The following is a 19,304-nucleotide window of genomic DNA, read 5'->3' on the forward strand; positions in this document are numbered from 1 at the left end:
TTCCTATTATTAATTCCATCATTATTCGCTGTTCACACCTCTTTTAATGGCACAATAAGCTTTGAATTTTTACTTCAATTACCCGCTTTAGTTTGAAAGGGCTATGTTACGGTGACAGTGTGGAAAACTGCCAACCAGCCCACGGCTAATATGGCACTTAATCACGTAATCAATAGGGTGATTTAACGCGAGGTTTTTATGTCAATTCAGGCAATTGAAGGTGTATTGCAACAGATGCAGACTCAGGCATTACAGGCAGCAAACATTGCCAAGCCCATGCCAGTGCAGGGTGGTTTTGCCAGCCAGCTTACCGCAGCAGTAGAAAAAATAAACCAGACCCGCTTGGGCGCGGACAAGCTGACGAAAGATTTCACACTGGGAGTACCGGGCGTGGAGCTAAATGATGTGATGGTTAATATGCAGAAATCGGGTATCTCGCTGCAAATGGGGATTCAGGTGAGGAATAAACTGGTTAGTGCGTATCACGAGATAATGAATATGCAGGTTTGATTAACTAACTAATGAATAGTTCATAATATCAATGCCTTTCATTGATTGCGTGGGGTATAGATAGGCATTAATTGCCAACTCATCATTAGCCGGAAGCATCTAGCAAGTGCAGATATGCCTTATTTGAGATGCTTTTCGTCTTTCACACCAGATCTTTTAATCAATGAATATCATATCTGACACTGATTAAAGTCTTTCGATAAATAAATCGGCATTATAAAACCCATAAAATAATGCCATACGCCAAATTAGCTATTACTCGTGAACTTATCAAAAGTAATGAAGTAACAATTAACCAAACCATCTTTGATAATAATTACTCTGGTCACTTATAAATGCAACTGTGGGATTTAGAATTAGCTTTTGAGTATAATGCACTGAATTTAAAGGAATCCCAAGTTGATAATTAATTGTGGTTACAACTTGAAAGATGAAAAATACGGTCTGTTACAGATGATTAGTTATGCTAATCATCTGTAACTAATTGAACTATGTGTACCTTTTGGCTTTTTTGCACAGTTCATGTTAAAGAATTTAAATTTAGTTATGACCATAATCCCTCTTTGGCAAGAGATGACAACAAACCGATTATACTAATTTCAGGATCTTTAGGCAATTTTGTTAATTTAAGCGGTGCTAATAAAATAACTTCTTTCACACTATTTTCGATACAGAAGTATGAATAATTATTAGTCGGTTCTACATACTGGCCTGTTCGTGTTCTAACCTTTTTCCCTTCGCTATGCCATTTTTGCATTTTTGGTCTCCACTCAAGATGGTAAGATCTAACTGGGCAAGCTATATTTGACCACGAGTCACATACCCATGAATCAGGCGAGATTTGGTCTAAAATAATCGTCTGTCCTATAGAACAGTATACATTATCTAAGACACTCTCAACAGGCTCAATTAGGATAAAAGAGTGATCGTATGGGGCTAAACATGCAATATATTCTATAAAACAAGATGAATATAGAACTCTTATAATATCTGCATAACTATTTTCCATTAAATAAGCTAAAGTTATAAGTGCATATTTATGACAATTTCCAATAACTACATTATTTTCTTGACCCAAAAGTTGGGAGTAATTGTTTTGTGGTGAAGCAAAATTTAATGCATCTCGTGAGAGTTGTAATAACATTCTTCTTTCTGAAAAATTTTCTTTTGAATTTAAAAATAGCCCATTATTTTGTGAATTTGGATGAAGTATACTATTTGTTCCTAACGTAATTTTATTTCGCGAAAATTTTATTGCATTGTTTAAAATAGTTTAAATGGACACAGTCTTTACCTAAATAAAAAGTAATTTTTTCATTCTCAACTTGCAACCATTCTCGCAGGACATGGTCATCAATTTGGTTTTGGCTCTGCCTGTATTTTTTGATTATTGCGATGACAAATCAGACTGAATACGGGAGGTCTTTAAGGATTTTTTAGTACGCCCCTCTGGGGCGAAATCAATGCTCTTTTCTATGAAGAGGGATTTGTTACTAATAACATATATGTTAATTATATAAATTACATAAACGAAATATTAATTAATGGATTTATTCAACGAATTTTTCGAAGTCAAGGCTATGATATCAATCACGGCAATATCGCAAATGAACGTACCGGAAAACCCGTTGCGTTTTTAGGTTTAGCAGGGATATTGAATATCACCGCTCCATGCGTAGGCACTTGATCCAGATTAGCCAAAAGTTCTATTTGGTAGGTGTCTTGTGCCAATACATAATATTCACTAAATAAGGCATTATTTCGCCTAAATTCTTTAGCTGAATCAGTATCAAAGGTTTCATGCCCGATTGCTTTGATTTCCCGCTCTTCAAATAAAAACTTCAAGACATTTGTTCCCCATCCGGGGATTTGGTTATTTCCCTGTTGATCTTTATTATTCATCTTTTCCTGAGATGGCCAACGTTTACTCCAGTCTGTTCTTAAGGCAACGAAAGTACCAGCTTCAATGGTGCCATGTTCGGCTTCAAATCTCAGAATATCATTTTTAGACAATGAGAAGTTAGGATCTTGTTTGGCTCTTTCTGACTGATCAATAACGATTAAGGGTAACACCAATTCTTTTAATTCCAGTTCATCAAGGGTACGGGCATCAGGAACGAAATGGCTGGGGGCATCAATATGGGTGCCGTATTGACCAGGGAAAGTAAATTGTTGCGTAAAAAATCCATCCTTATAGTCAAAAAGTATTTCGAATTCAGCAGGCTTAAACATAAAAAAATGAGGAGAATCTTTGTCAAAACTGTGTGTCAGATCAACCCATTTTTTTGATTTCAGTAAAGTGAGAGCTTGCAGAATATCGTTTGTCATAACCACCTCATTTAGGTTTTTTAATGATTAAACATTCATCATTTTATTACTGCAACTTGCTTATCAATAATCCCGCTGAGTTTGAGGGGGGCTTCACAAAATTTAGTTTATGTATTCAATCATCAATTAAGGGAACGAGGGTAACCCAACTTTCAGGCGTAATATTAATATAAGAGGGTTCGGTTAATGAACACTCTTTCGCTAAGATAATTGAAGTGGCAATAAAAGTCACAGGAGGTTTTGGTTTATCGATAAAAGGAATCAATATCTCTATCGTTTGGGTATATAACTGTCCCCAATCTAAAAGTGTTATCGGTAACTTGTCTTTTGCCAGTGGATGTCTGGCGATGAATGTTGATACCGCGTTATACGAATCAAGTTGTTTATTTTTTTCAACAGCATGTTGTATGACTTTTTGTGCCACCCATGATTCCGTTGTAGCACAATAATTCAGATTCTCATTTACTGAAGAAAATCCGATTTTAGGTATTGATAATATCGTAATAATAACGATTTTATTTATATTTTTTATTAACATAATGTATTCTTTGGTTAAAAATAATACGTAATGATTATACCTCCTGTTAATTGCCTGAAAAAGTCTCTATTATCATTTATTGGTTAATTTTTTGTTAAAAAATATATAAGTTCTCTTGATTGCTTGAAAATTATGAATAAAATAAAATGCCGAATTAGATTACCCAAAAAACGATGGTGACGAATTGACACCACCTGAAATGAAAACAAATGAATGACACCATTAATCAGTGTTATTATAAAAAAATCACTGGGGTCGCTGTTATATTTATTTGGGTTCCGTCGTAGTCAACTCCATTTCATAGTCGCTGACAGGGAACTGTCCGTAAGTATCATGTAAGAGTTGTTTACAGCTTTCCTGTTTTATCAGGTCGCTGAGTTCATTTAACCGTTTTTGCAACAATCTCTTAGTTTCTTTTTCATTATCCAAGACAGTTTGCAAAATTTTGGTCAATTGCTGCTGCAATGAAATTGGTGCGTTTGAGTTTTCTGATATTAAAGTAACCACTTCTACTGCCTTCAGATAAGTGATTTCCATATCAACAAGCTCATCCCACTTTTCATTTTTAGCTAAATCAATCATTTGCTCACTTAAACTAAGGATCCGCTGGTAAGCTGACAAAAGATCCATATCATTTTTCATTAAACAATATCCTGACTGGCGTTGTAATGAGGACCTATTTGCCGCCAAGAATCTGAAATCTCGGTAAGTAAATCAATCACTTCGGTAATAGCCTTCTCATCATTGCGTAAATTGGCATGGAGTAAACGGCGACTCATATAATCATATAAAGCAAAAAGATTCTGAGCAATCTCGCCGCCTTTCTCGAAATCTAATCCCTCTTTGAGACCATTATCAATGATATTGATCGCCTTTGAAATAGCTAAACCTTTTTCTGGGATATTACCCTGTTGCATCAGAATGATTGCACGACGTAGGGCGCTTAGCGCCCCATTGAACAATATCTGAATCAACTGGTAGGGAGAGGCATTCATGATTTCGCTCTCAAGATCTACTTGAGCGTATAATTGGCTTGCCGAACGTTGATACATAATGTCCTTTTATTATCTTAAAAGCTGGAATAGAGATGAACCTGTGTTATTCAGTGAGTTAACAAGCTTATCCAGTTGTGTAAATTGACGCTTATAGCGTTCCATCGTGGCATCAATGTTTTTATTTGTCTGTTCCACTTGTTTTTCAATGGTTTTCAGACGCTTGTTGATGCCTTCGGTTGCCGTGGCGATAGTCCCTTCGTGACTATCCAGCGTTTTCTTCAATATATTAAAAGTTTGGGTAGCAAAACCGGTTTTTTCACCATCACCCATAAAGAAAGCCTTAACGTTAGCTGGTTTTTCTTTCAGGTTTTTTTCTAATTTTTCATTACTGATTTCGAGTGTGCCATCTAATTTCTGTTTAATGCCCAATTTGTTCAAGGTGACAATATCAGCAACATCTTGTGCAGCAAAGATTTGGTGCCTTAGCTGATTTTGAATACTTTTTAATGTACTGTCACCGAGTAGGGCCCCATTGTCTTTTGAAGCGGCTTCACCTTTTCCAACAGGTTTGAATTTGGTCAGTGAGCCGAAAGTGGTCTGTAATTCATTATAAGCATCAACCCACTTTTTAATCGCCTCTTTCATTGGCTCGATATCGCGGGAAACCACCAGTGTTTCTGGTTTTATCTTTTTTTCGACTTTGTTTTTGTCTTCGCCTTCGACTTCTTCTTTTTCTGAAACCTTTTTCAGATTCAGAGTAACGCCTTCCGGTGCATCTTTTATTTCATTGGCCTGACGTTCAATGGGGATACCGTTAACTGTTAATTTCGCGTTGGTAGCTCCCACTGTTTGTGTCATTGCACCAGAGCCGCCACCTTTGTCGTCAGATGTATAGTTCAGCAAATTACCCAGCTCATTATCACCTTGAACTTCGATGGTCATGACGGATTTTGTGCCGGCTTTTTTCGAGGTCAGGATCAGATAGTTTTTATCATCAGTTGCTTTGATGATGCTGGCGTTAACGTTGCCTTCTTTTTTATTGATAGCATCACGAATTTCAACCAGAGAAGTTTCATCATCTTTCAGGGAAATGCGCATTGGCTCTTTTTCACCTGGTTGCTTGATGATAATGGTACGGGTACCTTTACCTGGTTCTCCTAGTTGAGTTTTTACATCAGAAACTTCCTTAGATTGCAGAGACTGAGACCTTGCAAGCTGTTGGACCTCAATAACGTAGTTACCCGGGCTGGCTTTGGAATCCGTGCTTGGTGTAAATGTTTTATGATCTTCACTTGTTTTGGTGGTATTGAGTTTATCGAATTTTTTTAGTTCTTCGGATGCACTCTTTAGTTTTTCCAAACTACCTTTTAATGAACCAAAACCGGTCAGCTTTGCTTTATAACCGGTTTGCTGCTGTGTTAGTGGTTCTAAACGTTTTCTTTCTACTGCCTGAAGTTTATCCAGTATAGAACCCATATCCATCCCGGACCCGGCTCCTAATGAGGAAATGCTAGCCATGTTGACTCCTTTATTAGTAAAGCATCACTGGACATGTTATCGGACTAATTTGCGAAAAGTTTACTGACAAAATGATTTTTTTGATGGACAGAATAATTGATGAGAATAGGCGCTGTTTGGGTTATCGGGGAAAATAGAGAAAAAAATAAAAAAGTTTTTTCAAGAAATATTAAAGGTTCTTTTTAAGGAGCCGATAAAACTGTTGGCGGTGATGAACACCGTGAGCAAAAAGCTCAAACTAATTATATCGACTTGATTTTAAAAGGAACTCTACTATGGCATCAGTCATCAATACTAACTATTCATCTCTGTTGGCTCAGAACAACCTGACCAAATCTCAAGGCACTTTAAGTACTGCTATTGAGCGCCTGTCCTCTGGTTTACGTATTAACAGCGCGAAGGATGATGCTGCTGGTCAAGCGATCGCTAACCGTTTCACTGCTAACGTTAAAGGTCTGACTCAGGCTTCTCGTAACGCAAACGACGGTATCTCCATTGCTCAGACTACTGAAGGTGCTCTGAACGAAATCAATAACAACCTGCAACGTATCCGTGAACTGACTGTTCAGTCACAAAACGGTAGCAACTCTAAGAGCGATATCACCTCTATTCAGGACGAAGTTAAACAACGTCTGAACGAAATTGACCGTATCTCTGAACAAACTCAGTTCAATGGTGTGAAAGTACTGAGCAAAGATAGCAAAATGACTGTTCAGGTTGGTGCAAACGACAACGAAACTATCGCTATCGATCTGAAAAAAATCGACAGTTCTGTTTTGAAACTGGATAAATTCGATGCAACTAAAGGTTCTGCTTTTGGTGAGGAAAAAACTATTGTTAAAGGTAAAGTAGATAATCCTGCTAAAGCTGGTGAAAAAATTGACGGAGATGTGAAAGTTGACGCCACTGCTCTTACAGATGTCTCTGACGTCAAAGTTTTCCAGCAAATGAAAGATGGTGTCGCTATAGATAACAAATACTTGATGTCTTATAAAGATAACGCAGGCGAAGTCAAATACGCCGAAGCAAAAATTGCTGACGATGGTAAAGTGACTATCGGTGATGCACATAAATTAGATGTCAATGATCGCCCTCTGGATGCTCTGGACAGCGCCCTGTCACAAGTCGACAGCCTGCGCAGCTCTCTGGGTGCAGTACAAAACCGTCTGGAATCCACTGTTAACAACCTGAACAACACTGTTAACAACCTGAGTGCAGCGAAGAGCCGTATCGAAGACGCTGACTACGCAACTGAAGTTTCCAACATGAGCCGTGGTCAGATCCTGCAACAAGCAGGTACTTCTGTTCTGGCTCAGGCGAACCAAGTTCCACAATCCGTTCTGTCTCTGCTGCGTTAATTTTTATTTTCCAGTTGGGAATTTATGCAGGACAACCTGCATAAACAACGCTTATAAAATAAGGATCGGTTCGCCGATCCTTATTTTTTGGTCATCGTCAGGGACAGCCTGAAACTTGCTATGCATTTGGGCGGACATCAAAAATTTCGCATAGGTGAAAAAGAAGTGCTTTTACTTCATTGTTCAAACGATTGTACCTGTTAGGGGATTGGATAATGGTATCCAGTCTCTTATCCAAAGGTGTCTGTTGTTGTGAGCGATTTGTATACCGCCGAAGGCGTGATGGACAAAAATAGCCTCTGGAAGCGCTATGTACCACTAGTTCGCCATGAAGCATTGAGGCTACAGGTAAGATTACCTGCCAGCGTAGAACTCGATGACTTGCTTCAGGCCGGTGGCATAGGCTTACTTAATGCGGTGGAGCGTTTTGATTCCATGCAGGGAACCGCGTTTACCACCTATGCGGTACAGCGCATCAGAGGTGCAATGTTGGATGAGTTGAGGAGCCGTGATTGGGCTCCGCGTAGTGTGCGGCGTAACGCACGTGAAGTTACGCAGACCATCCGTAAACTTGAGCAAGAGTTAGGCCGTCCAGCCAGTGAGCAGGAAGTTGCTAAAGAATTAAAGATTAATCTGATAGAATATCGGCAAATACTGTTAGACACAAATAACAGTCAACTGTTTTCTTATGACGAATGGCACGAAATTTACGGTGAAAGCTGTGAGCCAGTTATTGAGGAAGAGCATGAGACAAATCCTCTCCAACAATTACTGGAAGGCGATCTTCGTCAGCGGGTAATCAATGTCATTGAGTCGTTGCCTGAACGGGAAAAGATGGTTCTTACGCTGTACTATCAGGAAGAACTGAATCTTAAAGAGATCGGCGCAGTGCTTAACGTGGGGGAATCCCGCGTAAGTCAGCTTCACAGCCAGGCGATAAAAAGGCTGAGAGCGCGTTTGAATCCAAAGAAGTAACTTTTTGCTTATTTGTTTTTTTGTTAAGACTATACACAGGGCTTTATCTCTTATGTCTGTTACAACACAAAAGAAGCGGCCTCTCAGCCGTTATATCAAAGACTATAAACATAGTCAGACTCATTGCTTGCATTGTCATAAAACACTTGACCGTATTTCGCTTGTATTTAACGGTCAGGTCATCAATAAAGAAGCTATTTCTGAGATGACTGAATTGGTGGATGATAAAACTTGGAATGAGCTACAGGGTAAATTTGTGGCGTTGTGCCGCTTTTGTAGTGAAATTTATTGCAATAGCCAAACTGATTATTTTGACATTATGTCATTTAAACAGTATCTGTTTGAACAAACGGAGATGAGTCATAGTACTGTGCGTGAGTATGTGGTTCGTTTAAGGCGTTTGGATGAATTACTGACTTCAAGTAATTACCCGACTAATGAGTTTACGCCAGAAAAAATCCAGGAAAAACTCAGCGAGAAATTGTCTCAGTCTGCTTTCAGCAATTACAATATCGCTCTGCGTAAATATGAACAATATCTGAGCTGGCAACAGCGCGGTCATTGATTAATTACGCCGATATATAACGTTAGTTGGATTGAAAAGATTCTAGAGGGGAATGCGATTGTCACGCATTCCCCTCTATACTTCCATATTATTTTTACTGCTATATTTAAAATGGTTATATATTTATAAGAAATTAATCTTAATTAGCTCTTTTTAACTAATTCACTTTAAACTATTTATTTTAGCTAGCGTATTTTAACCCACGTACTTTAACTCACATGCCTTAACCCACGTACTTTAACCAATAGTCATCAAGCTAGCATTACCGCCTGCCGCCGCCGTATTAACACTTAATGAACGTTCGTGCAGTAAGCGTTCCAGCAGCAGATTGGTTTCACCACGGGCAAATCCCTGTACGGAGATAATTGGCCCTTTACGCTGCGCAATCACACCACAAACGTGGCGCAATTGATCGCAATCGCCGTGATAAATAACCGCTTCCATTGCAGTTTCTTCGTTCTGCCAATCGTTGACCCAATGAATATGATGACGAACCTCATCCGGTAATTGGCGTTGCAATCCTTGATGCAATTCGTCTTTTTCCCAGATAGCCTGACAGCCGACGGAAAGTACCGCTGCTAATTGCACCAGCGCATCTTGCTCGTTATCGGCAAGGCACAGGACATGACCGCGTGGCAGCAGAGTATAAGTATTGCGTTCTCCGGTTGGCCCTGGTAGTAAGCGGATCGTTCCCCCTTGTGCCAACAAGCTGTATTCCTGAATGACTTGGCTCAATGCTTCATTATTCTGCGCGGTTGACCAATCAGTCAGTTTGTAGAGAGGAGCGTGTAGCGCGATGCGCGCTTTGGCATTAAGCTCATATTCTTCATCCTGACGTTCCAGAGTTTGGCTCGCCGCATTGACAGGGCGCTGTGATAATAAGCGATACAAATACAGTGGCCCACCAGCTTTCGGCCCTGTACCTGATAGACCTTCGCCACCAAATGGCTGCACGCCGACAACTGCACCAACCATATTGCGGTTGACATATAAGTTGCCGACTTTAGCTTTGCCAGTGACTTGCGCGATGGTTTCATCGATACGCGTGTGAACACCCAACGTTAAGCCATAACCGGAAGCATTGATCTGATCCAGCAGCTTATCCAACTCATTGCGCTTGAAACGCACGACATGCAGAACAGGGCCGAAAATTTCTTTCTTCATCTCGTCAAAACTTTCCAGCTCGATCAGAGTCGGTTTGACGAAAGTGCCCTGTGACCATTCCTGACTGTCTGTGGTATTTTCATGTGCTGCCTGATAAACCGTCCGGCCTTTGGTACGCATGGTCTGGATATGACGCTCAATGCCTGCTTTCGCTTCAGCATCAATCACTGGGCCAATATCCGTAGATAAGCGTTCAGGATTACCCATCCGGCATTCGGCCATTGCTCCTTTCAGCATGGAGAGCGTTCTTTCGGCAATATCTTCCTGAATACACAGGATACGCAGGGCAGAACAACGTTGACCGGCACTGTCAAAGGCGGAAGCAACTACATCGGTGACGACTTGTTCAGTCAACGCGGAGGAATCGACGATCATGGCATTCAAGCCACCGGTTTCTGCGATCAACGGTGTTGGGCGACCCTGTGCGTCAAGGCGACCGGCAATATTGCGCTGCAACAAGCTGGCAACTTCGGTAGAACCAGTAAACATCACGCCACGTACACGCTCATCACCGACCAGCAATGCCCCTACCGCTTCCCCTTGTCCGGGCAGTAATTGCAGCACATCACGGGGAATGCCTGCCTGATGCAGCATTTTCACTGCAACGGCGGCAATTAATGGAGTTTGTTCTGCGGGTTTTGCCAAGACACTATTGCCTGCTGCCAATGCGGCGGCGATTTGGCCGGTGAAAATTGCTAGAGGGAAGTTCCATGGGCTGATACAAACCACAGGCCCCAGAGGGCGATGGGTATCATTGGCAAAATCTTGACGCACTTGACTGGCGTAATAATGGAGAAAATCCACCGCTTCGCGTACTTCGGAAATTGCGTTATTGAAAGTCTTACCTGCTTCACGGACTAAAATACCGAGCAGAGATTGCAGGTTATTTTCCATCAACTCCGCCGCACGCACTAAAATCGCCGCACGCTCTGATGGTGGGGTTGCAAACCAAATTGCCCCCGCATCGGTGGCTGCATCCAGCGCATGATGGACTTCTTGTTCAGTGGATTCACGAACATAACCCACTCGGTCAGAAGGTTTGGCTGGATTACTTACAGGCTTGGCCGCAGGCAATTCTCCCGTATGCTGATAATCACTGCCCAGCAGTGGTTCGCTGCTCCATGTTTCCATTGATGTGCTGAGTAGGGCACTGGAAAGGGAAGCCAAACGGTGTTCATTGGAGAGATCCAGCCCTGATGAATTGACGCGATTTTTGCCATATAAATCGTAAGGCAGAGGAATTTTGGGATGCGGCAGGCCGATTTGTCCTTCGGTTTGCGCCAATTCCTGTACAACTTTCACCGGATCTGCGACCAGCTCATCAATCGGTAGGGAAGTATCTGCAATGCGATTGACGAATGATGTATTGGCGCCATTTTCCAGCAGACGTCGTACCAGATAAGCCAATAGCGTTTCGTGCGTTCCCACTGGCGCATAAATACGACATGGGCGATTGAGCTTGCCGTCTGAGATCTTGCCGACCACTTGATCATAAAGCGGTTCACCCATACCATGCAGGCATTGGAACTCATATTGCCCCGGATAATAGTTCTGTCCGGCCAGATGATAAATCGCAGACAAAGTATGGGCGTTGTGGGTGGCAAATTGTGGGTAGATCAAATTTGGCACGGAAAGCAGCTTGCGGGCGCAGGCGAGGTAAGACACATCGGTATAAACCTTGCGGGTATACACCGGATAGCCTTCCAGACCATCGATTTGGGCGCGTTTGATTTCACTATCCCAATAAGCGCCTTTCACCAGACGAATCATTAACCTGTGGCGACTGCGCTGTGCCAAATCAATAATGCTGTCAATTACGAAAGGACAGCGCTTCTGGTAAGCCTGAATCACAAAACCAATACCGCTCCAGCCTTCTAATTTTGGCTCGAAGCATAGTTTTTCCAGCAAATCGAGGGAAATTTCCAGACGATCGGCTTCTTCCGCATCAATATTGATACCGATGTCATATTGACGCGCCTGTAAAGTCAGGGAGAGCAGACGTGGATAGAGTTCATCCATAACACGCTCATATTGAGCACGACTATAACGTGGATGCAGGGCAGAAAGTTTGATGGAAATACCTGGCCCTTCATAAATACCGCGACCGTTTGATGCCTTGCCAATGGCGTGGATCGCCTGCTGATAGGAAACCATGTAGGCTTGTGCATCTTCTTCGGCCAGCGCAGCTTCACCCAGCATGTCATAAGAGTAGCGGAAGCCTTTCTCTTCTAGCTTGCGGGCGTTGGCAAGGGCTTGAGCGATGGTTTCTCCCGTAACAAATTGCTCTCCCATCAGGCGCATTGCCATATCCACACCCTTGCGCACCAATGGCTCACCACTCTTGCTGATGATGCGGTTCAGTGATTTGGATAACTTGGCTTCATTGTGGGTAGATACCAGCTTGCCGGTGAACAGCAATCCCCACGTTGCAGCATTGATAAACATGGAGGGGCTTTGACCCAAATGGGAGTGCCAATTGCCGTTGCTGATCTTATCGCGGATCAGGGCATCACGGGTTGCTTTGTCGGGAATGCGTAGCAAGGCTTCGGCAAGACACATCAGCGCCACACCTTCCTGTGAAGAAAGCGAAAACTCCTGCAACAATCCCTGCACTAATCCAGCGCGACCGACGCCCTGTTTTTGCTGGCGCAGCTTTTCGGCAATGGAATAAGCGAGCTTGTGAGTTGCCTTGTCTTGTTCTTCTGAAAGCTGTGCGCGTTGCAACAGCATAGGAACCGCTTGTGTTTCAGGCAGACGATAGGCGGAGGTAATTGCGGAACGTTTCACCGATTGGGGCAAAATATGCTCGGCAAAATCCAGAAATGGCTGATAAGGCGCCTCAAGCGGTGATTCTTCTTCGGAAATCTTTTCTTCTTTGTTATCCTGAACCGCTGATATTTCTGGGATCTTTTCCTCATTTTCCAGACGTTCAAGATAATTAAAGATGGCTTGCTTAATCAACCAGTGTGGTGTGCGTTCAATTTGTTGTGCAGCAGCTTTAATACGATTACGGGTTGCTTCATCGAGCTTCACGCCCATAGTGGTACTACCCATTCTCACTCCTTAATAGGTAAGACTTAACCAAGTTGCATAACAATATCTTCCATGTTGTAACTTTGTGCAACTTTGTTAAGGGCGGTCGTTCTGAATTTGTGAAATTAATCTTGTTTTTATTATCCCTTTGGTGAAAGTTATGGACGGAAATTTATTATCTAATTGATATATATGATTTTTATTTTATCCCTCTGAATATGAGGTATAACCGAACATTTAATGAAGAGTGCAACTTCTAGAATGATAAATGTGATTTAGCAAGCGTTTTTCATAAAAATCTTGGTTAATTAGTTGTTAGAAATGTTTTAACTAAACTAGGATAGAATGTAATTTTAAAATAATTGCAAATATAAACAATACGCAATAGAAACTAATTTCATCTTTAGGTACACCTTTTCACAGCCTGACAGGAAAGGTTAGGTACTGAAGAAGTGTACTTTAAGGTACAGAAAGTACAGATAACATTATTTACGCAAATAACACATTTGCAGATACATGATTTATAAAAACACTATGGAGAAGAACCTGCATGACAGTAAATTCACCAATGCTCATTACCTTCACTATCTATATCGCAGGGATGTTGCTGATAGGTTTCATGGCTTATCGCTCCACCAAGAATTTTGATGACTACATATTGGGTGGTCGGCGATTGGGTAGTGTGGTAACAGCATTATCTGCTGGCGCTTCTGATATGAGTGGCTGGTTATTAATGGGATTGCCAGGGGCGATTTTTTTCTCAGGCATATCGGAAAGCTGGATCGCGTTAGGCCTACTGCTAGGCGCGTATCTGAATTGGCGATGGGTTGCTGGTCGATTACGTGTACATACTGAAGTGAATAATAACGCACTGACGTTACCCGATTATTTCACTAACCGCTTTGAAGACAGAAGCAAAATCTTGCGTATTATTTCCGCACTGGTTATCCTGATTTTCTTTACCATTTACTGTGCATCGGGTGTTGTGGCAGGTGGCCTGCTATTTGAGAATACTTTTGGTATCAGCTATGAAAAAGCGATCTGGTTGGGAGCATTGGCAACGATTGCTTATACCTTCCTCGGTGGTTTTCTTGCTGTAAGCTGGACGGATACCGTTCAGGCAACTCTGATGATTTTCGCTTTGATTCTGGTGCCCGTATTGATCCTGTTCAAAGTGGGGGGAGTTGATACCGCCGTCAATATTATTGAGGCAAAAAACTACGCATATCTAGATATGTTTAAGAATCTGAATATCATCGCCGTCGTTTCTTTGCTGGGATGGGGTTTAGGCTATTTTGGTCAGCCACACATTCTGGCTCGTTTTATGGCGGCAGATTCTCACCAGACTATTCATAAAGCTCGTCGTATCAGCATGATATGGATGCTCTTGTGCCTTGTGGGCACGGTGGCTGTTGGTTTCTTTGGTATTGCATATTTTGAAATATATCCAGATCAGGCAGGGCCAGTATTACAAAACCGTGAACGTATTTTCATGGAGTTGGGCGTGCTCTTGTTCAATCCGTGGATCACGGGGATATTGTTGTCTGCGGTGCTAGCTGCGGTTATGAGTACGTTGAGCTGCCAGTTGTTGGTTTGTTCTAGTGCGCTGACCGAAGATTTCTATAAAGCATTTATACGCACTAAAGCCACCCAGAAAGAATTGGTATGGGTTGGTCGTATGATGGTCTTACTGGTGGCAATCATTGCGATTGTGATCGCAACTAACCCGAACAATAAAGTATTGTCACTAGTCAGTAATGCTTGGGCAGGATTTGGAGCAGCGTTTGGCCCAGTGGTTCTGATATCCGTACTTTGGAAACGCATGACCCGTAATGGCGCGTTGGCAGGTATGTTGGTGGGAGCTATCACCGTACTGGTATGGATGGAATTCCATTGGTTCTCTTTGTATGAAATCATTCCGGGCTTTATTTTCGCGACTATCGCTATTGTGGTGGTGAGCCTGTTAGGGAAAGTACCAAGCCAAGTGACACAACAGCGTTTTGCTGAAGCGGAAGCGCATTATAAAACCAAATAAGTTAACGGTAATAAAAGCCTCTGATTATTCAGGGGCTTTTAATTTCATAATAAATAACTAGATTAATACCAATATGTCCAATCATGAGGATTACCAGCATTTTTAAGAGTAGCTTCTACAGGAGATCGGTAGAGAGTAATAGCCCATCCTCTGGAATCCCCCCAGAACTGGAACTGTGCTCCATGTGAACAGCAACATGCCCGTTTGTTACTTCAATGTACTTGGGAAGAATATGTTCCCCTGTTAATTGAGCGCGGTTATTCTTTTTTGCCACACAGATCCATTTCAAAAAACAAAAAACAAAAAACAAAACACATCACTAGCAAGTTCATAGAGCATAGTAAGCCCACGAAATAAAAGTAAACCAGTCGTAAAACGTACTGCACTGCACCTGCCTGCACGTTTTGGATCAAAAAATTATTTCAGTTTTTGGATCAAAGTAGGATCACGATAAAAATCACAATACAATGATAATAAAGGAAAAATTATTTCGTGACTTTATTAGAGGGTGAACACAATCCGCCAGTGGCAATATGAAAGCATTCGATGAAACGAGAGGGCGTTATCAATGTGTCGGGAAGAGCCTGATTACCTTGCCCGATCAGGTTAAATATGTCGGTAAGGGCGCAGGTATCAAAGCTATTACAGGCGGTGACCTGATTGAAGTTGACGGGAAATACGAAAAACAGTTTTCGACGATCATTAAAGTCGTGGTATTAGCGACCAATGATGAACCGATGAGCTTTACAGAACGTAATGGCGGTATAGCAAGACGGCGGGGGATTTTCCCGTTTAATATTCCGGTGAAAGAATCAGAGAAAGATCCGTTATTGTCTGAGAACCTGTTTACGATCTCTAGAAACTGGCTGATAATACAAGGCATGAGAAAAATATACCCCAGCGATATCACTCACGAACAATTTGCCGCCGTCCAATTTCTTTTGGAAAACGTACGTAAGATTACCAAGCCATGCACAGTTGAGCTGTATGATGTGTTTTGTGGCGTACTTTATGCACTTAAGACGGGCTGTCAGTGGCGCGCACTGCCCAGCGACTACCCGAAATGGGAAACGGTCTATTCCTATTTCGCTAAGTGGAAAAAGCCCGATGCTGATGGCGTCAGTGTTCTTGAGCTGGCTTTAAAAAAAGCAGATATTACGCCGGAGCGCAGCCTTATGTGTTATTTAATAAACTTTAAATCGTCTTTCCTGTGTCGCTTTTGTTCCTGATAGAAATTTTCATGAGAACCAAAATTTAACAGGTATAGCTCTATCTTTTCTTCAACCCAATGATATCCCAACAATGTTAGCTGGTTATTTAGTTGAAACTTGTGAACACGAAGAAAACTTAAATCTCCTTTCTTCTGTTCTCCAATTTCAGGGTTGTCGATAATTTTTTCTATCTCATCTTCTACTACTGCAAGAAGATTTTCAGGTAATTTAGACAACGCTTTAGAGAAACGCCTTGTTTCATAAACATCAATCTTGGGACTTTTTTGTCCTTCTGACATAACGCGACACCTTACCATTGTCGACTTCGCTTTTCGCTAGTAACGAATCAAGGATAAAGGAGTACGGCAAATCAGGGTTATCTTCGGCAATGCGACCTATTTTCGCCCAATGCTCGATCTGCTTTGGCACACTCCTGCTTGACGCTTCTGCGTGGACTTTTACGTCACTCACGAAGTCATCATCTAAACGGATACTAATAGCCATTGTTTAACCCTCTCGGCGGTGTTGTACTACATGCGGTACTAAACGCATACGCCTGCGGAAGCGCACTTATAATATGCGCTATTTTGTCTAATAACGCAATCTTTTGTCGCATCAAATAATTAAATACATGCCATGCCAGCCATTAACCAGAGGGTAACTATTGTCTGAGAATGGGGAGCATAGGCTTGTTTATGGCGATCAAGGTGTTGATCAAATAGTCAGAAAACAGCATTAATGTTTTGATTTATAAATATTATATGATGTTGATCGACCCTGATGGAGTTGTCAACTCATAGTTGACTACTGACAGATACGAAAAAACCCCGCGAGTGCGAGGCCTTAGATTCTGGTTAGACCACCTAAGAAACACTTACGGCAATCTTACTCTATAATTGTTTTCCATTTGGTCATTAATATCAACACGTTCTAAGCGATTTTTTTAATTTTTTCTACACGTTTACGTCTTTTAAACGCATTTTGCAGAGGTTGATACAACAGATAGACACTTGCATTCAAAATATCATCCACTTCACGGCGACAAGTTCTGTGAGATGGTTTCTTCAACCGTCCCCAGATCGAGTCATCATTTTGCGTGGATTTGCGACTCGGTGATAGTAAGATGCGATTGACAGTTTCGAGGCTAGTAACTCAGTAAAATACCGTAGGCTTTCTGGTCAATGCACATGACGGAATCGACGACCTGAGAAATCAACATTCCATCATCATCATTGCATATCGGCCTATCTTGACCTTTACGGGGTTAACCGCCTTTCCCTTTCCGACGATGAAGTGCATCTGGTTGATGCCAATATCATGCTGGAGTTGTCAGCCTGTGGCCGTGCTCTTTTCAGCACCCGACCTTGCGCCAGATTGTTGAATGGACTATACCTACTTTTTTATTAAATGAATAAAATATGCACAATGTGCTATCTGTTGATAGGTCGAATTGTAATCGGCCCATTTTTCATGTGAAATCCTTCTGTTAATACCGCTGTGGTCTATGTCACAATATTCCCTTAAGCACAGCTTGAGGGTATTAAATCCATGCTGTGAGAATAAATTGGATACAACTATGGAAGAAAAAATACAACCCACTCACGCTCCTGAAACTGAGGGTTCGCATCTACAGCGAAGTCTCACTAACCGACATATACAGCTAATTGCGATCGGCGGCGCTATCGGTACTGGCCTGTTTATGGGATCAGGCAAAACTATCAATCTTGCGGGGCCGTCGATCATTTTTGTTTATATGATCATCGGATTTATGCTGTTTTTTGTTATGCGTGCAATGGGAGAGTTATTGCTTTCCAATTTGCACTATAAGTCGTTCAGTGATTTCGCAGCCGATTTACTGGGGCCATGGGCCGGTTTTTTTGTGGGCTGGACTTATTGGTTCTGCTGGGTTATTACCGGCGTCGCGGATATTGTCGCCATCACTGCCTATGTTGGGTATTGGGTGCCAAACTTTCCAGAGTGGGGGACTTCGCTCCTGTGTGTTTTGGTATTGCTGACTCTGAATCTCGCAACGGTAAAACTGTTCGGGGAACTGGAGTTCTGGTTTGCTATGATCAAAATTATTGCCATTGTGGCTCTGATTGTCACGGGAGGCATCTTGATTGGCATTCACTTTCAATCTCCAGCAGGGCATATTGCTGCACTTTCCAATGTCTGGAATGATGGTGGTATGTTCCCTATGGGGTTGAGTGGCTTTTTTGCCGGGTTCCAGATAGCGATATTTGCTTTTGTCGGTATTGAATTGGTGGGAACCGCCGCCGCGGAAACTAAAAATCCGATGAAATCTTTGCCAAAAGCGATTAATGCCATTCCAATTCGCATTATCACGTTTTATGTTTTGGCTCTGATTGTGATTATGTCGGTCACACCGTGGCGGGCCATCATTGCGGATAAAAGTCCTTTTGTGGAATTGTTTGTCCTGATTGGGTTACCTGCCGCTGCCAGCATTGTTAACTTTGTGGTTCTGACTTCTGCGGCATCGTCGGCAAACAGTGGGGTTTTCTCTACTAGCCGGATGTTGTTTGGTCTGGCGAAAGAAGGGGATGCACCAACGCAGTTTAGTCGTCTTTCCCGCCGTTCGGTTCCTGCATCGGGATTGATTTTCACTTGCCTATGCCTCTCTTTTGGTGTCATTCTGATCTACTTTATTCCTGATGTGATGCGGGTTTTTACCTTGGTGACAACCATTTCTGCGATCCTATTTATGTTTATTTGGAGTATGATCTTATGCTCTTATCTGGTTTACAGAAAACGTCGTCCAGCTTTGCATCAGGCTTCGGTGTATAAAATGCCGTTTGGCATTGTGATGTCTTGGGTATGTTTGGCTTTCTTTGCTTTTGTCTTGGTATTGCTTACCTTGCAACCGGATACCCGTCAGGCATTAATAGCCACACCAGTTTGGTTCATTATTTTAGTGATCGGGTTCCAAGTGGTGAAAAAACGCAAAGCCCGCATCACTCAGTGAGTGATGAAAAATCCCATTAATTAATTCTCAATGGCCCAAATGCAGGGCCATTTTTTTGTGCGCCCGGCACGGGCGCACTCCTGGAGGTGTA

Annotated in this window: 16 protein-coding genes and 3 pseudogenes; 8 read left to right on the top strand and 11 right to left on the bottom strand. The window is 42.1% G+C overall.

Going from position 1 to position 19,304, the window contains the following annotated elements:
* Positions 1–198 precede the first annotated feature (198 nt).
* On the top strand, positions 199–510 hold the full coding sequence (gene fliE / locus H8A87_RS17890) for a flagellar hook-basal body complex protein FliE (RefSeq protein WP_198691265.1): 312 nt from the start codon (positions 199–201) through the stop codon (positions 508–510).
* A 544-nt stretch (positions 511–1,054) separates the two neighbouring features.
* Here fliE and H8A87_RS17895 read toward each other — a convergent pair.
* From H8A87_RS17895 to fliD, 6 genes are all read right to left on the bottom strand, one after another.
* The gene (locus H8A87_RS17895; protein ID WP_198691266.1) at positions 1,055–1,654 is read right to left on the bottom strand and encodes a hypothetical protein; all 600 of its coding nucleotides are present in this window, start codon (positions 1,652–1,654) and stop codon (positions 1,055–1,057) included.
* Positions 1,655–2,100: 446 nt separating this feature from the next.
* On the bottom strand, positions 2,101–2,838 hold the full coding sequence (locus tag H8A87_RS17900) for a cyclase family protein (RefSeq protein ID WP_198691267.1): 738 nt from the start codon (positions 2,836–2,838) through the stop codon (positions 2,101–2,103).
* Positions 2,839–2,953: 115 nt separating this feature from the next.
* Positions 2,954–3,376: a hypothetical protein gene (locus H8A87_RS17905; protein WP_198691268.1), complete on the bottom strand. Its 423-nt coding sequence runs from the start codon at positions 3,374–3,376 to the stop codon at positions 2,954–2,956.
* A gap of 267 nt (positions 3,377–3,643) precedes the next feature.
* Entirely contained in the window at positions 3,644–4,018 is a 375-nt protein-coding gene (fliT, locus tag H8A87_RS17910; RefSeq protein WP_198691269.1) for a flagella biosynthesis regulatory protein FliT, read from the bottom strand.
* Positions 4,018–4,428 carry a flagellar export chaperone FliS gene (fliS, locus tag H8A87_RS17915; RefSeq protein ID WP_047964164.1) on the bottom strand — a complete coding sequence of 137 codons (411 nt, stop codon included), beginning with the start codon at positions 4,426–4,428 and terminating at the stop codon, positions 4,018–4,020. The genes fliT and fliS overlap by 1 nt, the downstream gene beginning before the upstream one ends.
* Before the next feature lie 12 nt (positions 4,429–4,440).
* The gene (gene fliD, locus H8A87_RS17920) at positions 4,441–5,889 is read right to left on the bottom strand and encodes a flagellar filament capping protein FliD (protein WP_198691270.1); all 1,449 of its coding nucleotides are present in this window, start codon (positions 5,887–5,889) and stop codon (positions 4,441–4,443) included.
* Positions 5,890–6,164: 275 nt separating this feature from the next.
* On the opposite strand from fliD, the gene H8A87_RS17925 reads away from it, so the two are divergent.
* The 3 genes from H8A87_RS17925 to fliZ all read left to right on the top strand — a co-directional run bounded on the left by H8A87_RS17925 (position 6,165) and on the right by fliZ (position 8,787).
* The gene (locus H8A87_RS17925) at positions 6,165–7,247 is read left to right on the top strand and encodes a FliC/FljB family flagellin (RefSeq protein WP_198691271.1); all 1,083 of its coding nucleotides are present in this window, start codon (positions 6,165–6,167) and stop codon (positions 7,245–7,247) included.
* Positions 7,248–7,499: 252 nt separating this feature from the next.
* Positions 7,500–8,222: an RNA polymerase sigma factor FliA gene (locus tag H8A87_RS17930; RefSeq protein WP_198691272.1), complete on the top strand. Its 723-nt coding sequence runs from the start codon at positions 7,500–7,502 to the stop codon at positions 8,220–8,222.
* 52 nt (positions 8,223–8,274) lie between these two features.
* A complete protein-coding gene (fliZ, locus tag H8A87_RS17935) occupies positions 8,275–8,787 on the top strand; it encodes a flagella biosynthesis regulatory protein FliZ (RefSeq protein WP_198691273.1) in 513 nt (170 codons plus the stop codon).
* 237 nt (positions 8,788–9,024) lie between these two features.
* Here the strand turns inward: fliZ and putA are convergent, their stop codons facing one another.
* A complete protein-coding gene (gene putA / locus H8A87_RS17940) occupies positions 9,025–13,005 on the bottom strand; it encodes a trifunctional transcriptional regulator/proline dehydrogenase/L-glutamate gamma-semialdehyde dehydrogenase (RefSeq protein ID WP_198691274.1) in 3,981 nt (1,326 codons plus the stop codon).
* A 529-nt stretch (positions 13,006–13,534) separates the two neighbouring features.
* Here putA and putP point away from each other — a divergent pair.
* On the top strand, positions 13,535–15,019 hold the full coding sequence (gene putP / locus H8A87_RS17945; protein WP_198691275.1) for a sodium/proline symporter PutP: 1,485 nt from the start codon (positions 13,535–13,537) through the stop codon (positions 15,017–15,019).
* 115 nt (positions 15,020–15,134) lie between these two features.
* Here putP and H8A87_RS17950 read toward each other — a convergent pair whose 3' ends face one another.
* Entirely contained in the window at positions 15,135–15,293 is a 159-nt protein-coding gene (locus tag H8A87_RS17950; protein WP_198691276.1) for a hypothetical protein, read from the bottom strand.
* Positions 15,294–15,505: 212 nt separating this feature from the next.
* On the opposite strand from H8A87_RS17950, the pseudogene H8A87_RS20060 reads away from it, so the two are divergent.
* Positions 15,506–15,864 (top strand): annotated as a pseudogene (locus H8A87_RS20060) (DNA primase); the annotation flags it as partial.
* A 36-nt stretch (positions 15,865–15,900) separates the two neighbouring features.
* A pseudogene (locus tag H8A87_RS20065) lies at positions 15,901–16,170 on the top strand (transposase); the annotation flags it as partial.
* A 29-nt stretch (positions 16,171–16,199) separates the two neighbouring features.
* On the opposite strand, the gene H8A87_RS17960 reads toward H8A87_RS20065, so the two are convergent.
* The 3 genes and pseudogenes from H8A87_RS17960 to H8A87_RS17970 form a co-directional block, all read right to left on the bottom strand.
* The gene (locus H8A87_RS17960) at positions 16,200–16,529 is read right to left on the bottom strand and encodes a type II toxin-antitoxin system RelE/ParE family toxin (protein WP_198691278.1); all 330 of its coding nucleotides are present in this window, start codon (positions 16,527–16,529) and stop codon (positions 16,200–16,202) included.
* Complete coding sequence (locus H8A87_RS17965; RefSeq protein WP_198691279.1) at positions 16,498–16,734, bottom strand: ParD-like family protein; 237 nt, start codon at positions 16,732–16,734, stop codon at positions 16,498–16,500. Before H8A87_RS17965 ends, H8A87_RS17960 begins: the two co-directional genes overlap by 32 nt.
* A 426-nt stretch (positions 16,735–17,160) precedes the next feature.
* Positions 17,161–17,476 (bottom strand): annotated as a pseudogene (locus H8A87_RS17970) (antiterminator Q family protein); the annotation flags it as partial.
* A gap of 330 nt (positions 17,477–17,806) precedes the next feature.
* Here H8A87_RS17970 and cycA point away from each other — a divergent pair.
* Positions 17,807–19,213 (top strand): D-serine/D-alanine/glycine transporter, encoded by a 1,407-nt coding sequence (cycA, locus tag H8A87_RS17975; RefSeq protein ID WP_198691280.1) that lies wholly within the window; start codon positions 17,807–17,809, stop codon positions 19,211–19,213.
* The last annotated feature ends 91 nt before the right edge of the window (positions 19,214–19,304 follow it).

This window comes from Xenorhabdus lircayensis (assembly GCF_016306625.1).
GTDB lineage: Bacteria > Pseudomonadota > Gammaproteobacteria > Enterobacterales > Enterobacteriaceae > Xenorhabdus > Xenorhabdus lircayensis.

Coding starts and splice junctions, on each gene's coding strand:
- H8A87_RS17900 (WP_198691267.1), bottom strand. CDS start 2,838: ATGACAAACGATATTCTGCAAGCTCTCACTTTACTGAAATCAAAAAAA.
- H8A87_RS17895 (WP_198691266.1), bottom strand. CDS start 1,654: ATGTTATTACAACTCTCACGAGATGCATTAAATTTTGCTTCACCACAA.
- fliT (WP_198691269.1), bottom strand. CDS start 4,018: ATGAAAAATGATATGGATCTTTTGTCAGCTTACCAGCGGATCCTTAGT.
- H8A87_RS17965 (WP_198691279.1), bottom strand. CDS start 16,734: ATGGCTATTAGTATCCGTTTAGATGATGACTTCGTGAGTGACGTAAAA.
- fliE (WP_198691265.1), top strand. CDS start 199: ATGTCAATTCAGGCAATTGAAGGTGTATTGCAACAGATGCAGACTCAG.
- fliZ (WP_198691273.1), top strand. CDS start 8,275: ATGTCTGTTACAACACAAAAGAAGCGGCCTCTCAGCCGTTATATCAAA.
- putA (WP_198691274.1), bottom strand. CDS start 13,005: ATGGGTAGTACCACTATGGGCGTGAAGCTCGATGAAGCAACCCGTAAT.
- H8A87_RS17925 (WP_198691271.1), top strand. CDS start 6,165: ATGGCATCAGTCATCAATACTAACTATTCATCTCTGTTGGCTCAGAAC.
- fliS (WP_047964164.1), bottom strand. CDS start 4,428: ATGTATCAACGTTCGGCAAGCCAATTATACGCTCAAGTAGATCTTGAG.
- H8A87_RS17960 (WP_198691278.1), bottom strand. CDS start 16,529: ATGTCAGAAGGACAAAAAAGTCCCAAGATTGATGTTTATGAAACAAGG.
- H8A87_RS17905 (WP_198691268.1), bottom strand. CDS start 3,376: ATGTTAATAAAAAATATAAATAAAATCGTTATTATTACGATATTATCA.
- cycA (WP_198691280.1), top strand. CDS start 17,807: ATGGAAGAAAAAATACAACCCACTCACGCTCCTGAAACTGAGGGTTCG.
- putP (WP_198691275.1), top strand. CDS start 13,535: ATGACAGTAAATTCACCAATGCTCATTACCTTCACTATCTATATCGCA.
- fliD (WP_198691270.1), bottom strand. CDS start 5,889: ATGGCTAGCATTTCCTCATTAGGAGCCGGGTCCGGGATGGATATGGGT.